The following is a 15,215-nucleotide window of genomic DNA, read 5'->3' as shown; positions in this document are numbered from 1 at the left end:
CACCCCCTATCCGTCCGATTCATTCCTTGACCGAGCCGAGCGTCATCCCCGTGACGAAATACCGCTGCAAGAACGGGTACACGATCAGAATCGGCACGAGGCTGACCAGGATCTTCGCCGAATTGACCGTCCGGTCCGACAGCTGGGAGAGCTGCTTGATCTGGTCCGGCGTCAGATGCGACTGCGGCTGGGAAGCCTGGACGATGATCTGGTTCAAATACGTCTGCAGCGGGTACTTGTCGGGGCTGTTCATGAGCAGCATCCCGTCGAAAAACGCGTTCCAATGCCCGACGACGCTGAACAGCGTGACCGTCGCGATCGACGGCAGCGACAGCGGCACATACAGGGAGACCATCCGGTACCAAGGCCCGGCTCCGTCGATCAGGGCCGCCTCGTCCAGCTCTTTGGGCAAGCTCTTGAAAAAATTCATCAGCACGACCACGTTGAACACCGGAACGGCGGTGGGCAGCACAAGGGCCGCCATCGTGTCCAGCAGGTGCAGGTCGCGAATCGTCAGGTAGAACGGGATCATCCCGCCGCTGAAAATCATCGTGAACACGAGTATCCACATATACGCGTTGCGCGACCGGAATTCCGAAGTCGGCCGGGACAAGGCGTAGGCCGTCAGAATCGTGAACGCGAACTGCAAGCCGCCTCCGAGCAGCACCCGTTCGACCGAGACGAGGAACGCCCGGAAGAAGGCGTGGTCCGACATGACGGCGCGATAGGCGACGAGCGTGAAATGCCGCGGGTAGAACGTGACCAGGCCGCCCGCGACCGCCGCTTTGTCGCTGAACGATTCGGCCACGATGTGGACGAGCGGCAGCAAGGTGCTCAAGGAGAGGAGGGTGAGGACGGCCACGATGATGACGTCGAAGACGCGGTCGGTTGTCCGGAAGCTTTTGACCATTGCCGCTCGCTCCTCCTTAGAAAATGCGGTAATTGGCGAACTTGGACGCCAGGAAATAAGAGATGGCGATCAGGACGAAGCTGACGGCCGATTTCAACAAGCCTACGGCCGTTCCGAGCTCGTACTGGAATTCCCGAAGGCCGGCGCGGTACACGTACGTGTCGATAATGTCGCCCGACTGGTACACCATCGGGTTGTACAGGTTCAGAATCTGCTCGAACCCGGCGTTGAGCACGTTCTGCAAGTCCAGCGTCAGGAGCAGAATGATGGTGGCCGTAATGCCGGGCAGGCTGATATGAAGCAGCCGCTTGAAGCGTCCGGCGCCGTCGATGGCCGCCGCTTCGTACAAGCTCGGGTTGATGCCGGTCAGCGCGGCCAGGTAGACGATGGCGGAGAAGCCGAATTCCTGCCAGACGTGCGTTCCGACCATCACGCCGGGGAACCAGTGGTTGCTGCCCAGGAAGAAGATCGGCGGAATCCCGATCGCCTGCAGCGCCTCGTTCACGATGCCGTCCAGCGACAGCACGTTGATGATGATGCCGCCCAGGAGCACCCAGGAGATAAAGTGGGGCAGGTAGACGATCGTTTGGACCGTTTTTTTGAAAAGCAGGTTCTTCACTTCATTGAGCAGCAAAGCGAACACGATCGCGAACAGCTGCGTGAAGACGATTTTCATGATGGCGATCGAAACGGTGTTGTAGAAAATCTGCTTGATGTCCGGCAGCATGAACACGTACTGAAAATTTTCCCAGCCGACGAACGGAGAATGCCAGATGCCCCGGCCCGGCTTGAAGTCCTCGAACGCGATCATCAGCCCGAAGAGCGGATAGATGCTGAACAGGCCCAGAATGACGATCGCGGGGATGAGCATGACGTGGTAGTGTATCGCCAGTTTGTTTCTCATGATCGGCCCTCTTTCGGAAGCCTAGGGAATAGATTAGCCCGGCAACTCTTTTGGTTTGACGAAAGCGCGGCGCATGACGCGCAGCGCTCTCGTCCGCTTGCCCCTTTATGTCGGTGCGGCAGGCTTCACTTCTCCAGCGCTTCGTTGACTTCCTTGGTGATCTGGTCGCCGCCGAGCTTCTTCCACTGGGAGACGAACTCGTCGAAGTAGTCGAGCGGCTTCTCGCCCGTGATGATCTTGATGAACGAATCGATCTCCAGCTTGTCGAGGTTGGTCATCTTCTGCTCCATCGTATGGGTGACGCCGTAATATTCGCTGTAGACCGGCTCGGTATCGTTCTCGACGATCGGGTCCACGCCGTACACCCGCGAGAGCGGTTCGCCGTAGGAGTCCGGGTTCTGGCGCAACCAGTCGAGGCCCTTGCTCCAGTAGCCGCCTTGGGTCTTGTAGTTCTGGAGCGTCGCCGCCCCGACCTTCGGCAGCTCTTCTCCCTTGGAGGCGGCCACGACGCCGGTATGGTCCAGGATGACGGAGTCGGCGCGCCACAGCGCGAGCGGCACCGGAAGCGTCTGCCAGTTCGGCATCGTCAGTCCCTGATAAGGATCGCCGCCGGCCACCGCCGGATCGTCGAGCTGCACCTGGTAGCCGTAGTTGACCATCTTGATCATCGCTTCCGGGTACTTGAAGCCCTTCTTTACGACGGCGATGGAGCCGATCGGCGTCTCCTGCAGCGATCTCGACTTGCCGTCCGTATCGAGCAGGGAGTAAGCCCGCCAGTCTGCCTTCGGATCGTTCTTGATCGCGGAAGTCAGCGGATCCCAGCCGGCCCACCACGGACCGAAGAAGGCGCCGGCCGTGTTGGACGCGACTTTCTCCGAGGCCTGCTCGTTCTTCATGATGGCGAAATCCTTCGGGATGACGCCCGCCTGGTACATCTCGTTCAGCTTGGCCAGCGCGTCCTTCGTCTGCGGCTGGATGGAGCCGTACTGGACGGTGCCGTCCGAGCCCTTGACCCAAGTGCCGGTGTACGCCTTGAACGCGCTGAAGATCGCGTCGTAGCCGTAGAAGGCGGGGGCGCCGTCGGCCGAGGTCTTCGCGAATTTGTCCACGCCCGGCAGGCCGATCGTGTCCGCCTTGCCGTCGCCGTCCGGGTCCTGGTCCTTGAACGCCTTCAGAATGGCGACCAGGTCGTCCACCGTCTTCGGAGGCTGCAGGCCGAGCTTGTCGAGCCAGTCCTTGCGCAGCCAGATCAGCGGGTCGGAATTGTGAACCGTGCCCATTGTCGGAATGCCGTACAGCTTGCCGTCGACGGTCGCCAGCTCGAGCGCCTTGCCGCCGTCCGTCTGCAGAACCTCCTTCATCTGCGGAGAAGCGTAGTCGTTGTATGATTGCGTCAGATCGGCCAGCATGCCGTTATCGATCATCTGCAAGTATTGGTTGTAGCCGACGATCATGACGTCGGTGATGTCGTTGCTGGCGATCATCAGGTTGCCCTTCTCCTCGCCGGCCGCCCCGCCTTTCACGTCGATCGGGAATTTGACGTCGAGGTTGAACTTCTCGTCGATGGCCTTGATATAACGGTTATTCGTAATCGTCTCGCCTTCCGGCAGAGCGAGGAAGTCCGGGCCTCCGTCGGGCTCCACTTTGAAAATATTGACGGTCGTCTTCTCCGGAAGCGGTCCCCATGGATCCTTGGCCGGCGAAGCGGAAGCGCTTGCGGAGGCGCTTGCAGATTCCGCTGCGGAAGGGCTGGCGGACGGCGAAGCGGAATTCGAATCGGACGAGCCGCCGCTCGAGCAGGCGGCCAAGGCGAGCAGCATCGCCGGCATCGCCAGCAGGACGGGCTTCCTCCAACTAGTCTTTGGCAATACGAACAACCCCTTCGATGACTGTATTTTTGTTGAAACCCCTTACAGCCTTATTCTACGGGAAGGCTTCCGAAGGTTATAGGCAAGGGAGCGTTCGATTCGTGCGGTTTTTGTAACCGGTTGCGGGAACGCCGTTCACACCGGCGGGCACCGGATTCACACTTCGGGACGCCCGTCCCCCGCGCCGGCTTTGCGATAATCGGTCGGCAGCTTGCCGGTATAATCGCGGAACACGCGGCTGAAATGACGGTAATCGCTGAAGCCGCACAGCTCCGCCACGCGGGTGATCGGCTCGTCCGTGCGCAGAAGCATCTCCTTGGCCCGCTCCAGCTTGACGAGCCGGACGTATTCGCCGTAGGATCGGCCGGTTACTTTCTTGAACGACTTGCTGAAGTAGCCCCGGCTCATGTTCGCGGCTCTGGCCATCTCCTCCTCGCTGATCTCCAGATCGCCCCCCGTCCGGATTCGCTCGGCGGCCTGCAGGATCGCGTCCGCGATCTGCCGGGTCGCGTTCCGTCCGGCGGCGCGGCGGATCGCGGCGCGGAAGTCCCGCAGCCAGGCCTCCCATTCCGCCCAATAGAGTCCCGCATCCGCCAAGCCGAGAAATCCCTTGAGAACCCCGGCGTTCAACAGGCGTTCCCATTCCAGCGCGACCGGATAGAACAGGCTGCGCAGCTCTTCCGCGTCCAAGCCGGCTTCGGCCGTGCGGCGAAGCTGCCGCTCGAACAGCTCCTCGTCATGTACCCAGTCCGAGCGGTTCCAAACGGTCCGAAGGCGGGCTGCCGCTTCGCCGTCCTCCTCTCCCGCCTCTCCAGCCTCGGGAAGATCGCGCCACGCGATCGTTCCGGCCGCTCGATCCGGGCGGTAGAACAGCGCGCGGCGGCGGAACCGCCTCAGCTTGGCCGCCGCGTCGCGATCGTCCTCCCCGTCGATGCCGGTCAGCCGGACGCAGATCCATCCGCCTTCCTCCAGCGCGGGCGCAAGCTTGGCCATCCAGCGGTCGGCCTCGGCGCCGGTCGTCCGGAGCAGCCACGTCGCCGCATCCACTTCCGCCAGCTGGCCGGCCCATCCTTCCCGGTCTCCCGGCGCCAGCAGATCCGCCGGCATGCTCGACCGGGCCGGACCGCAGAGCAGAAGCCCTTCGCGGGCAGGTTCCCCGGGCGCCGGACCTTGCGGCGCTCCCCCGTCCGCCGATTGCTCTCCGTTCAGCTTGCCGGCGATCCGCATGAGCGTCTCGTCCACCACTTCGTCTTCGATCTCCGTTTTGACGATATAATCGAGCACCCCGAGGCGCATCGCTTCCTGAATGTAGCGGAAGTTGTCGTGACAGGTCAGCACGACGACCGGCAAGTCGCGGCGCAGCTGCCGCGCCCGCTTGATCAGCTCCAGGCCCGACATTCCATTCATCGCCAGGTCGGTCACCAGCAGGTCGACTTCCTCCCGTTCGAGCAGTTCCAGCGCCTGTTCGCCGCTGCCCGCGCTGCAGGCCACCTCGAAGCCGTGCTTGCCCCAAGGAAAAGTCGTCATGATACCCTGACGGACGAGCTTCTCGTCGTCAACGATCAGCACTTTGTTCATCGGCTTCCGCCTCCCCGTGGAAATTCAGCGAACGGATGTACGCCGTCACGCCTTCGATATTCATGGCGCTCTCCCAAGGCCGGGCGCGGCAGCAATCCGCCGGCCGGTCATCGTCGTAATATTCCGCCCACGCGCCCGTCGGATCAAGCAGGCCGAGCGCCTTGTCCAGCAAGCGATCCCGAATCGGGTCGCCAAGCGCGACGGCGTTGTACAGCATCAGGCCGCAGTCATAGCCGAGCGCGCGAGTGCCGCCGATATCGGACGGAATGACGCCGGTCGCGGCGAACCGGCCGATGCCCCGCCTCGCCACGGCGGCCGCTTCCTCCGGCGCGAGCAGATCGCTGCCGAAGTAGAGCGGCAGCAGGTTGACGGAATTCAGCTCGTAGAGCCTTCCCTCGTCGACTTCCGGTTCCGGCATCGCCCTTCCCTTGCACTCCGCGCACAGGTAATACCCTTGCTCCTGCCGCTCGATCCAGCGGTTGACCAGCTTTCCGTCCAGCCGGCCGTGGGCGTCGCAGAACCCGAACTGGTACCGGGGCTTGCCGGCCAGCTCCACCCGCTTCGGCTGGTTGGCGCAGAGCGTGCCGTCCGGCATAAAATTCGCCTTGAACAGCCGTTCGGCCTCCCCCAGCTTCTCCCGGTACCGTTCCCGTTTCCCGCCGGCCAGCAGCCCGCGCTTCTCCGCCCAGCCGAGCAGCTGGGCCCCGCCCGTCGCGAACAGCAGCGTCGCTTCGGCGGAGCCCTGAAACATCAGGTGCCGGGGAATGATGCCGCCGGCCATGTACGTCTCGTCGCTGCTGAATTCGAGCATGCCGCCGGCCAGATGGCCGAGCTGGACCGAGAACGCCCAGTCCATCATCGGCCACAGGTCCTCCAGCAGCGATTCGTCCTTCGTCTGCCGGGCGTATTCGAAGGCGCACAGAATCAGCAGCGCCGGCACTTCCACCTCGTTGTTGCCGCCGCTGAGCCGGACCGAATCGTCGCCCATCCCTTCGGCGTTCTCGAGGTTCCCGAACCGTTCCCACTTCCGCTGCCAGAATCGCAGAATCGACTCGGCTTCCTCACGGTACCCGAGCGCCAGATAGCCGCGCAGCACGCCGGCCATGTCCCGGACGTACGCCATCGGGCTATACCGGTGGCCGGGAACGACGCCGCCGGACGAGGAATGCTGGCACTTCAGCAGCACGGACACGCTGTCGATCGCTTCCAGCATCGCCGCCCTCTGCGGGTGGCCGGCCGGAATCAGCGCGGCGAAGTCCGTCCGCCTCCCGGCGTATCTCCGCCAGTACGCTTTCGTCCGCGTCAGATAAGTACCGTCCGAATCGGCCAGAACCCGCTCCGTGTCCCGCAGCAGATCCGGATACCGGGTCCCCGCGGCGAACGCGATCCGGCTCTTCCCCGGACGCAGCCGGACGACCGGACCTCCGTCCCCCGCGTCCTCCCACGATCCGCTTCCGTCTACCGTTACGAGCAGATCGACTTCCTCCGTCACCGGATCGTAGGCTAGAAACGCGAGGCCTTTCGTATAGCTAAACAGATAGGAGGACGCGTCCGGAACCTTCTCCTCTCCGTCGAGAACGCGGCCGACGGCAACCGGACGTACGCCCGGCAGCGGAACGGCGCGGAATCGAAGCTCGGCGTCCGCTTCGACCTCTCTCACCAGAATATTCCGGTCCGGCAGCAGGTAATCCGTGATCGCGGCGACAGGCGCCCCGTCCTCTCGCCGGATGCGGTGCTTCCAGATCGCCGTTCCGAAGACGCGTTCGGATTCGCATTCGAGCCCGAAGCCGTCTTCCCGGGCGGCCAAGCCGATCATCGGGGGGCTGCTGTAGGGAGGCGCGTACACATACTCGATATTCGGGCCGATGCCGTAGACGAGCATCTCTCCGTTGCCGATCGCATGCCGGCTTCCTTCGTCGGTTCCTCTGCTGCTCCACTTTCTCATGCGTCATCTGCCTTCCGGTTGGGAATGGTAAAACGGTAAGACGTGCCGGTCTCCGGAGAGCTGTCGATGGACAGCGTGCATCCTTCTCCATAATGGACCTCCAGCATCTTGTTCACGTAGCTAAGCCCGATGCCGAGGCCGTTGCCGGCGAGCCCGTTCGGGCCTTGCTCGAGAATCGCGAGCCGCTGCTCCACCGTCAGGCCCGCCCCGTCATCCGCGACCTCGACCGTCACATGGCTCGGGCCGTTCTTCGCCACTTTGACCCCGATCGTGCCTTGTCCGTCGGTCAGGCCATGGGTGATGGCATTCTCCACGAGCGGCTGCAAAATAAACCGCGGAATCGCGACGTCCTTGGCCTCTTCGTCCACGTCGTACCGCACCTCGAACTGGTGATCGTTGCGCACCAGCTGCAGGGAGACGTAGTCCTTCAAAGCGGACACCTCCCGGTCGACCGTGACGACGGAGCCTTCCTTGCCGAGATTGTACCGCAGCAGCCGGGTGAGCTCCGCCACGAGCTTGACGATCGTCCGCTGCCCTTCCGCCTTCGCGATCCATTGCACCGTGTTCAGGGTGTTGTACAGAAAATGCGGATTGATCTGGGAGAGCAGCTTGTCGACTTCGAGCTGCCGCTTGTCGTTCTCCTTCTGCTTCACCTCGACGAGCAGCGATTGAATCCGCTCCTTCATCAAGTGGAACTCCTTCAGCACCTTGTCGAATTCGGCCACGTTCGTGCGCTCCGAGCTCCCGGTGTCGAACGGGCTGGACGCGAGCGTGCCGATCTCCCGTTTGAAAAGCCGGATCGGCACGTAAACCGCCCGCCAGACCAAGTAGCCGAGCAGGAGGCTGACGAGCATCAGCGCGATGCCGAGCAGCGCCATCCGGACCGCCCAGTCCCGAATCTCCCGGTTGAAGGCGCCTTTGTCGAAGGCGGCCAGCAGCTTCCACCCGTAGCGGCTCTCGCTCCCGAAAAGGTAGGAGTCTGCCGCTTTCTTGATTTTGCCGTCGTAGATCGACCCGGTCGGATAAGCGTTCGGAAGCTCGCTGTACACCACCTGCCCGCCGTCGCTTACCAGCGCGTAGCTCACCCGCATGCCGAGCTGCTCCGTTTTCAGAATCCGCGGCAGCACCGCCGTATTGGACTCCAGGTACAGCTTCAGGTTGATGTCGCTCCCGATCTGGACCGGGCGGGACATCGACAGGACCAGGTCGCCCGCTCCTCCGGCGAACGAAGGGTGGGGACCGTAGAAGGCGAAGAACGTTTGCTCCGTGAGCAGAGGCAGGCCGTCCAGGTTGAAGTCCCGGCTCAGGCTGCCGTTCCCGAACAGAATATCCTTGGAGTCGGACCGGTAGTAAAAATGGAATCCCGCCGTCGGGTTCGTGTAGTCGATCAAGTTCAAATAGGAGTTGATGTTGTCGTAGTGGGTCCGCTTGCTGGAGTAGCTGTCCGTGGACAGGAAGTTCGCCAGGTCGTTCGAGACGATCCCGCCGTAGCTCAGCTGGTTGGACACGGACAGCAGGTTGTCCATGGCCGAGTCGGTGTCCTTGGATACCTGGTCCAGGGTGAGCTGGATGTTCTTCTCGATCTTGTTGTACAGAATCGAGTAGATCGTGTAATACGAGGCAGCGCTTACAAGGGTGAACGTGATCAGCGTGCTGAGGAGGAAGACGGCCGTCACCCTGTTCTTCAACGAGTAAAAAAGCTTGTTCCGCAGCATCGCCGTCCGAACCGCGGAGACCAGTCGTGCCCTTCGTTTCATCTCGGTTGCCCCTTCTCGGTCCCGGTATCGTAGAATTAAATCTATCACAACCCGACGCTCTTGAGAATCCGTAAATCATGGCACGGGAACGAGCAAGCGGCTTTCCGGGGGAAGAGGCGGCAAGGGGGCGAAGGACAGAATCCGATAACAATTGGACCTGATCGGCAATCGATGCATCCCGCCCCTTTTATATTAGAATAGGGATAGATCCGTTAAAACGAGGAGAGCGATTCACGATGTTAAAAGTAGGAGTTATCGGTACGGGCGGCATCTTCAAGTTCGCCCATCTACCGGGCTGGCTGTCCCACAAGGAAGTCGAGATCGTCGCGTTCTGCGACGCCTTCCGCGCGTCGGCGGAAGCGGCGGCCAAGGATTTTCCGGATGCGAAAGTCTACGAGGATTATCACGATCTGATCGCGGATCCTTCGATCGATATCGTCGGCATCAGCACGCCGAACCTGTACCATTCGGAGATTGCGATCGCGGCTCTGCAGAAGGGCAAGCACGTATTCTGCGAGAAGCCGGACGCGATCAATCCGATCGAGGCGCAGAAGATGGCGGACGCGGCCAAGGCGTCGGGCAAGCTGCTCATGACGATGCGCAACAACCGGTTCAGCGAGGAAGCGCAGTTCATCAAGCGGGCGATCGGACAAGGCAAGCTCGGCGAGCTGTACACGGGACGCTGCGGCTGGCTGCGCCGCCGGGGCATCCCGGGGCGCGGCGGCTGGTTCACGACCAAGAAGCTGTCCGGCGGCGGACCGCTGATCGACCTTGGCGTTCACATGATCGACCTGGCGATGTGGCTGAACGGCAATCCGAAGCCGGTTACAGTGTCCGGCTCGACGTACCGCAAGTTCGCCGATCGTCCCGACGCATCGGGCAAAATTCCGGAAGGAACGTTCGACGTCGAGGACCTGGCGGCCGGATTCATCCGCTTCGACAACGGCTCTTCGCTGCAGATCGAGTTCAGCTGGGCGTCCAACGTCGAAGAGGAGCAGAAATTCCTGGAGTGGAGAGGCACCGAAGGCGGCTTCAGTCTGATCAACGACAAGCTCCGCATCTTCACGGAAGCGGACGGCGCGCTGATCGACCAGCAGCCGAAGTTCCCGGGAGCGAACGTTCCCCAGCATACGGCGAACATCCGCCACTTCGTGGAATGCGTGCTCGGCCGGGAGACTCCGACCATTACGCCGGATCAAGGGGTCGACATGATCAAGATTCTGTCCGCGATCTACGAATCGGCCGAGACCGGACACGAGATCAGACTCTGATCGCCGTTTCCTGACAAAACAAATCGGCGGCAGCTCGGAGACGACTACGATCGTCCCGGGCTGCCGCTCTTTTTCGAGGATTCCGAACGCGCCGTTTACGGCTAGCCGTAAATGGACAGCTCCGGCGCGTAATCCGTGAACCGGTACAGCTGCGCCGGACGCTGGGAGTACCGGTTCGACACCGCGGGCCGACCGTCGGAGTCAAGGACCTCCTCCAGAATGCCTTTGCGGCTCTGGGTGGACGTGACTTTCCGAAGGAAGTTCCGCTCCTCGAACGCGGGCGCCACCGTCCGGATGACCTGATAAAGCTCGCTGATCGTGAACTGTTCGGGCAGAAATTCCTTGGCGATCGTCGTCGTCAGCATTTGATGGCGAATCCGTTCCAACGCATCCCTCAAGATAACGGCGTGATCAAACGCCAGTTCCATCTCGAGCGCCTCCTCCACCGGAAACAGAACGACTTCCGCCGCTTCGTCCGAAGGGCTCCGGCCGGCGAGACAGCCCTCGCGGACCAGCGCGAAGAACGCGTGGGAGATCATCCATCCGCGCGGGTCCCGGCCGGGAGCGCTGTAAACGTTGAAGTATTCCAGGAGGACGCCGGAGACGCCCGTCTCCTCTTCCAGCTCTCTGCGGGCGCATTCGTGCACCGTCTCCGTATCTCTCGTAAACCCGCCCGGCAGTGCCCACTTTCCTTCGAACGGCCACATCTTGCGTTGAATCAGCATGACCTGCAGCTCCCGGATCGGGAGCGCCTTCTTGGCTCCCTCCTTCTCCCTGGAAGCGATGGTGAACACCACGATGTCCGTCGGCACCCCGTCGGGCGTTCGATAGGAGGAGGGCTTGAATGAATCGGGCTTCTCATTACGTTCGTTCATGACAACGGCTCCTCGCAATCGGTTGGTCTACAGGTTGGCCAGCAATTCCGCCCGAACTTCGCCGAGCGTCTGCTCGCGGACCAGCTTGCCGTCCACGAATACGTCCTCCAACAGATCGGCATCGTCATAATGGCCATATTGTTCCCTGTTCAGGTTGTCGATATATTCCATGCCGTCTTCCGCGGCGACGACCCGGACCAGGCCGGTCTGCGATTTCTTGAACTTGTTGCTGTCCGTCTTCGGATCCTTGTAAATTTTGCGTTCCTCGCCGTTCACCACCGTGTACGTCGACTTCAGCGCAAAGCCGAACGTATCGCGCGTGTTGTATTGGTACGTGAACGAGCCGATGCCGTACACCATGTTCGTCGATGCGAACCCTTTGGCCTTCAGCCTCTCGCAAATTTCGCGGCAGCGGTCCAGCGTGATGGCGTCCCCGTAGATGGCCCCGATATGGCTGTCCAGCTGCTTGTACCCGCGTTCGGTGATCGTACCGCCGAAAATGTCCCACAACACCTCGATCACGCCCTTGCGCCCGAACTCGTTGTCCGACTGAGGATCGCCGCAAACGATCAGGACGGGGTCGCCGCTGTCCGGACGGATGACGACCCGGCCGTCCCGGCTCATAATGTCGTCCTTGAGCCCGCGAATGACGACGTCCAGCACGCTCCACAGGTCCCACGTGTCCGATACGATCGAGACGAAGCCGCTAGGATACACTTCCTTGATCAAGTAACGGTACGAGGCCATCTCGTCGCGGCCGTGCGCGCACATGACGCTGTGCTCGGTCGCGGGGATCGAAGTGCCGACCAGCTCCTTCTCCATATCCGCCTTGTAGCGGTCTTCCAGGTAAAGAATCGCCGGGATCGAATCCGTCCCCGCGAACGAGAGCAGATGTCCGGCCCCGCTGCCCTTGGCCGCTTCCAGCGAGCTCATCCCGCGCATCGAGAAGTCGTGTCCCTGGAACGGGACGGCCGAGACGTCTCCATTGGTGCGGCGGGCGTACTCTTCGAGGATCTTGCGATACTCGAACGCCAGCGTGGCGCTCGTGGCTGGCATCCACAGCTGGCACGACATCAGCGTCTCCAGGTAGTTCGTCAGCCAGAAAAATTCGGGCTTCGTGTTCTCGATGGTCAGCATCGGGACTTTGATCGGAACGAGGGCGCCTTCCTTGATCGCCTTGATGCGGATCGGCAGATAGCCCAGGTCGTGCAGCTGCCCGATATGCTCGGCATCCGGTTCGGGAACGCCGAGAGCGAGGCGGATGACCCGCCTGTACTCGTTCACGACCTCCTCCTTCGTTCTCCCGAAGAAATGCTCGTCGAAATACTCCATCAGGTATTCCTTAATAAAAGCCTGGAAGCCGAAAGCGACGACGCGATCCACGCCGGCCAGGCGGCTGGTGCGAGCCGTCCAGGTCGAATAGACGAGCTCGGTCCCTTTCGGATACTGATTCTTGTGGCTGACTTTGTAGAAATCGCACAGCAGCGTGGCCGGGTAAACGAATTTGGTTGTCATGTCAAAACCCTCCGATGGGATAAATATGAATGAGATCCGTATCCGACGGGTCCAGCATCGTGTCCGTCGTGTAAATCCGATCGATTGCGTTCGACTGCGGAATCCGGCCTTGGCGGATCGAATTCTCGCAGTGGCTCACCAGCAGATACACTTCCGCCGCGCCGATCTCGCGGAGCTTTTCCGCGCTGAGAAGGAACGTGCCTCCGTAGGAGCATAAGTCGTCCACGATAATGGCTTTGAATCCCGGCTTATCGACGGAGCCGACGATGTCCAGCCTGCGGATCTCCCCGCTCCGGAAATCTCTCTCCTTGAATCCGACCAGCTGCCTGAACCCTTTCACCTTGCCGTAGCGCTTCTGCGCTCCCGCGTCCGGGAAAAACAAGTAGTCCTTCTCCGGGTCGAAGCCGGTGTCCCTCACCACTTGATCCAGCAGCTCGACCGTCGGATATTTCGCGGAGCTTCGATCGATCAGAGCCGGCGTAACGTCCGAATGAGGCTCGACGACCGTTACTTGTTCGAAGTTAAGCCCGTTAAGGAAATTCGCCGCATATTTCAGCGTGAACACCGATGCGCCTTCGACCCGGTCCATTCGGCTGTAAGGCATATAGTAAACATAGAGAGACGCCGGGTATCGATGATCGTCCAGAAATCTTTTGACGAACATCAGCTTGATCAAATCTCCGTCGTTCTCGTATTTGAGAACGAGGCGGTTGCTCTCGCCGGCCAGGTCCAGGATCCGTTCGCCGTCCACCCGCGTTTCGCCGTTGGGGTACGTTTCGAACGCCAGCTTTTCACCGTTTAGCATAATCATTCCGTTCACGCTCCTTGCTTGATCAGGCTCAGCACCGATGTCTTTAATAAATTCATTTTTATATTATCATAGTGACAATATTAAAAACCGTCAAGAGATTTTTGTCGAAAAAACAGAATTTCCGCTGCCCCCTATTCAAAGAACGGTCTTGCGCCATGAGAGGGGCGTGTTAAAATGAACGAAGCGAACGGTACGGGGAGAGAGAAACCATGCAGCTAGACGGACTGGATATCGTCATCGGCATCGCTACCGGACTTATGATCGGATTTTCCAAGACGGGCGTCCCGAGCTCGGGCATCTTTGCCGTCACGCTGATGGCCATGATTTTTCCCGCCAAGGATTCGGTAGGCATCATTCTGCCCATGCTCATTACCGGCGACATCATCGCCGTTGCGTATTACCGCCGCAAGGTGATCTGGAAATACTTGATCGTGCTCATTCCGTGGGTTCTGATCGGGGTCGTGGCCGGTTATTTCTTCCTGGAAGTCGTCAACGACCGGCAATTGAAGCTGACCATCGGGTGCCTCGTGCTGGCGTTGATCGTGCTGCACCTGGTCCGGGAACGCTTCGGCGCCAAGCTCGGCGTTCCGTCTTGGCTGGCCCGGTGGCTGAATCCGTTTCTGGGCGCGCTCGCCGGATTCGCCACGATGATCGGCAACGCCGCGGGAGGCGTCATGTCGATCTATCTGCTGGGCAAGAAGCTGCCCAAGGAAGTGTTCGTCGGGACCGGAGCCTGGTTTTTCTTCCTCATCAACCTGCTGAAGGTTCCGTTCTCCGTTCAACTGGGCATGATCACCCGGGATTCGCTGATCTTTAACGCGTGGATGATCGTTCCGATTGCGGCCGGTTCCTGGATCGGCATTCGCGTGCTGGCGAAGCTGTCCGACCGATGGTTCCAGTATTCCGTGCTCGCTTTGTCTGCCGCGGGTTCCATTAAGCTGATTTTTTTCTAGATTGCCCTCCAAGCCGTTTTTCCATTCGTTTGACCTTCCGCTAACAGTTCCCAGCCCGGTTTTATCGTCCATTAACGATTCGAAGATATACTGTATGGTGAACACCATTTCACCATGCAGAAAGGAATTCCGCATATGGGCATTCACACGTATTTTCAGTCGCTGACCGATTTGGAGCGGATCATTCGCTGCCCGGGCAAATTCAAATTTCAGGATCACAGCGTTGCGGAGCATTCGTGGAAGGTCGTGCAGTATGCCAAGACGCTGGCGGACATCGAGGAAAGCAACGGAGTCGCCGTCGATTGGAAAAAGCTGTACGAAATTACGAGCAGCCACGATTACGGCGAAATTTTCATCGGGGATATCAAGACGCCCGTAAAGCACTTCTCGCTGGAGCTCCGGTCCATGCTGCAGCAGGTCGAGGAAGGCATGGTCGACCACTTCATCGACGAGCACATCCCCGAGGAAATGAAGCCGATCTTCCGCAGGCAGCTGCGCGAGGGCAAAGACGATTCGGTGGAAGGACAAATTCTCGAGGTCGCCGATAAAATGGACCAGGTCTACGAAGCGTTCGCCGAGCTGCAGCGCGGAAATACCGAGAAGGAATTCGTCGTGATGTACCGGAACGCCTTGATCAAGATCAAAGAAATCGAGCTTCACTGCGTGAAATATTTCCTCGATCACATTCTCCCCGACTTGGTCCGCGAAGGATCCCGCTCCCCGATCGATATCGCCCGGATTACCGACGAAGCGTTAGCGATGTAAGTCCCCTTTCTTTTTTCCAAAACACGAACGGCCCGCCGCCGGTTCGCTTAAGCGAAACCCGGA

At 60.5% G+C, this 15,215-nt stretch carries 12 protein-coding genes; 3 read left to right on the top strand and 9 right to left on the bottom strand.

Translation table 11 applies throughout. The features are described from left to right. Positions 1-19: 19 nt before the first annotated feature. The 6 genes from H7C18_RS07035 to H7C18_RS07010 form a co-directional block, all read right to left on the bottom strand. Positions 20-910, bottom strand: a complete 891-nt coding sequence (locus H7C18_RS07035) for a carbohydrate ABC transporter permease (protein ID WP_185128319.1) — start codon at positions 908-910, stop codon at positions 20-22. Positions 911-926: 16 nt separating this feature from the next. After that, positions 927-1,814 (bottom strand): ABC transporter permease, encoded by an 888-nt coding sequence (locus tag H7C18_RS07030; protein ID WP_185128318.1) that lies wholly within the window; start codon positions 1,812-1,814, stop codon positions 927-929. A gap of 125 nt (positions 1,815-1,939) precedes the next feature. Beyond that, positions 1,940-3,682, bottom strand: coding sequence for an extracellular solute-binding protein (locus H7C18_RS07025; protein ID WP_185128317.1), 1,743 nt, complete (start codon positions 3,680-3,682; stop codon positions 1,940-1,942). A gap of 156 nt (positions 3,683-3,838) precedes the next feature. Further along, a complete protein-coding gene (locus H7C18_RS07020; protein WP_185128316.1) occupies positions 3,839-5,260 on the bottom strand; it encodes a response regulator transcription factor in 1,422 nt (473 codons plus the stop codon). After that, a complete protein-coding gene (locus tag H7C18_RS07015; RefSeq protein ID WP_185128315.1) occupies positions 5,238-7,205 on the bottom strand; it encodes a glycoside hydrolase family 15 protein in 1,968 nt (655 codons plus the stop codon). The genes H7C18_RS07020 and H7C18_RS07015 overlap by 23 nt, the downstream gene beginning before the upstream one ends. Continuing rightward, positions 7,202-8,962 (bottom strand): sensor histidine kinase, encoded by a 1,761-nt coding sequence (locus H7C18_RS07010; protein ID WP_185128314.1) that lies wholly within the window; start codon positions 8,960-8,962, stop codon positions 7,202-7,204. The genes H7C18_RS07015 and H7C18_RS07010 overlap by 4 nt, the downstream gene beginning before the upstream one ends. A 236-nt stretch (positions 8,963-9,198) precedes the next feature. Here H7C18_RS07010 and H7C18_RS07005 point away from each other — a divergent pair, with 236 nt between their 5' ends. Continuing rightward, the gene (locus tag H7C18_RS07005; protein WP_185128313.1) at positions 9,199-10,233 is read left to right on the top strand and encodes a Gfo/Idh/MocA family protein; all 1,035 of its coding nucleotides are present in this window, start codon (positions 9,199-9,201) and stop codon (positions 10,231-10,233) included. Between the two features lie 101 nt (positions 10,234-10,334). Here the strand turns inward: H7C18_RS07005 and H7C18_RS07000 are convergent, their stop codons facing one another. The 3 genes from H7C18_RS07000 to H7C18_RS06990 are packed head-to-tail and all read right to left on the bottom strand — an operon-like array spanning position 10,335 to position 13,434. Next, on the bottom strand, positions 10,335-11,108 hold the full coding sequence (locus H7C18_RS07000) for an NUDIX hydrolase (protein WP_185128312.1): 774 nt from the start codon (positions 11,106-11,108) through the stop codon (positions 10,335-10,337). 27 nt (positions 11,109-11,135) lie between these two features. Next, positions 11,136-12,623 carry a nicotinate phosphoribosyltransferase gene (locus tag H7C18_RS06995; protein WP_185128311.1) on the bottom strand — a complete coding sequence of 496 codons (1,488 nt, stop codon included), beginning with the start codon at positions 12,621-12,623 and terminating at the stop codon, positions 11,136-11,138. A gap of 1 nt (position 12,624) precedes the next feature. Continuing rightward, positions 12,625-13,434, bottom strand: a complete 810-nt coding sequence (locus H7C18_RS06990) for a ribose-phosphate pyrophosphokinase (RefSeq protein ID WP_185128310.1) — start codon at positions 13,432-13,434, stop codon at positions 12,625-12,627. A gap of 209 nt (positions 13,435-13,643) precedes the next feature. Here H7C18_RS06990 and H7C18_RS06985 point away from each other — a divergent pair, with 209 nt between their 5' ends. Both H7C18_RS06985 and H7C18_RS06980 read left to right on the top strand, forming a co-directional pair. Next, on the top strand, positions 13,644-14,387 hold the full coding sequence (locus H7C18_RS06985) for a sulfite exporter TauE/SafE family protein (protein ID WP_185128309.1): 744 nt from the start codon (positions 13,644-13,646) through the stop codon (positions 14,385-14,387). 135 nt (positions 14,388-14,522) lie between these two features. Further along, a complete protein-coding gene (locus tag H7C18_RS06980; protein ID WP_185128308.1) occupies positions 14,523-15,152 on the top strand; it encodes an HD domain-containing protein in 630 nt (209 codons plus the stop codon). Positions 15,153-15,215: the final 63 nt, after the last annotated feature.

This window comes from Cohnella zeiphila (genome assembly GCF_014212055.1).
GTDB lineage: Bacteria > Bacillota > Bacilli > Paenibacillales > Paenibacillaceae > Cohnella > Cohnella zeiphila.
This window is presented reverse-complemented; position numbering and strand designations above follow the sequence as displayed.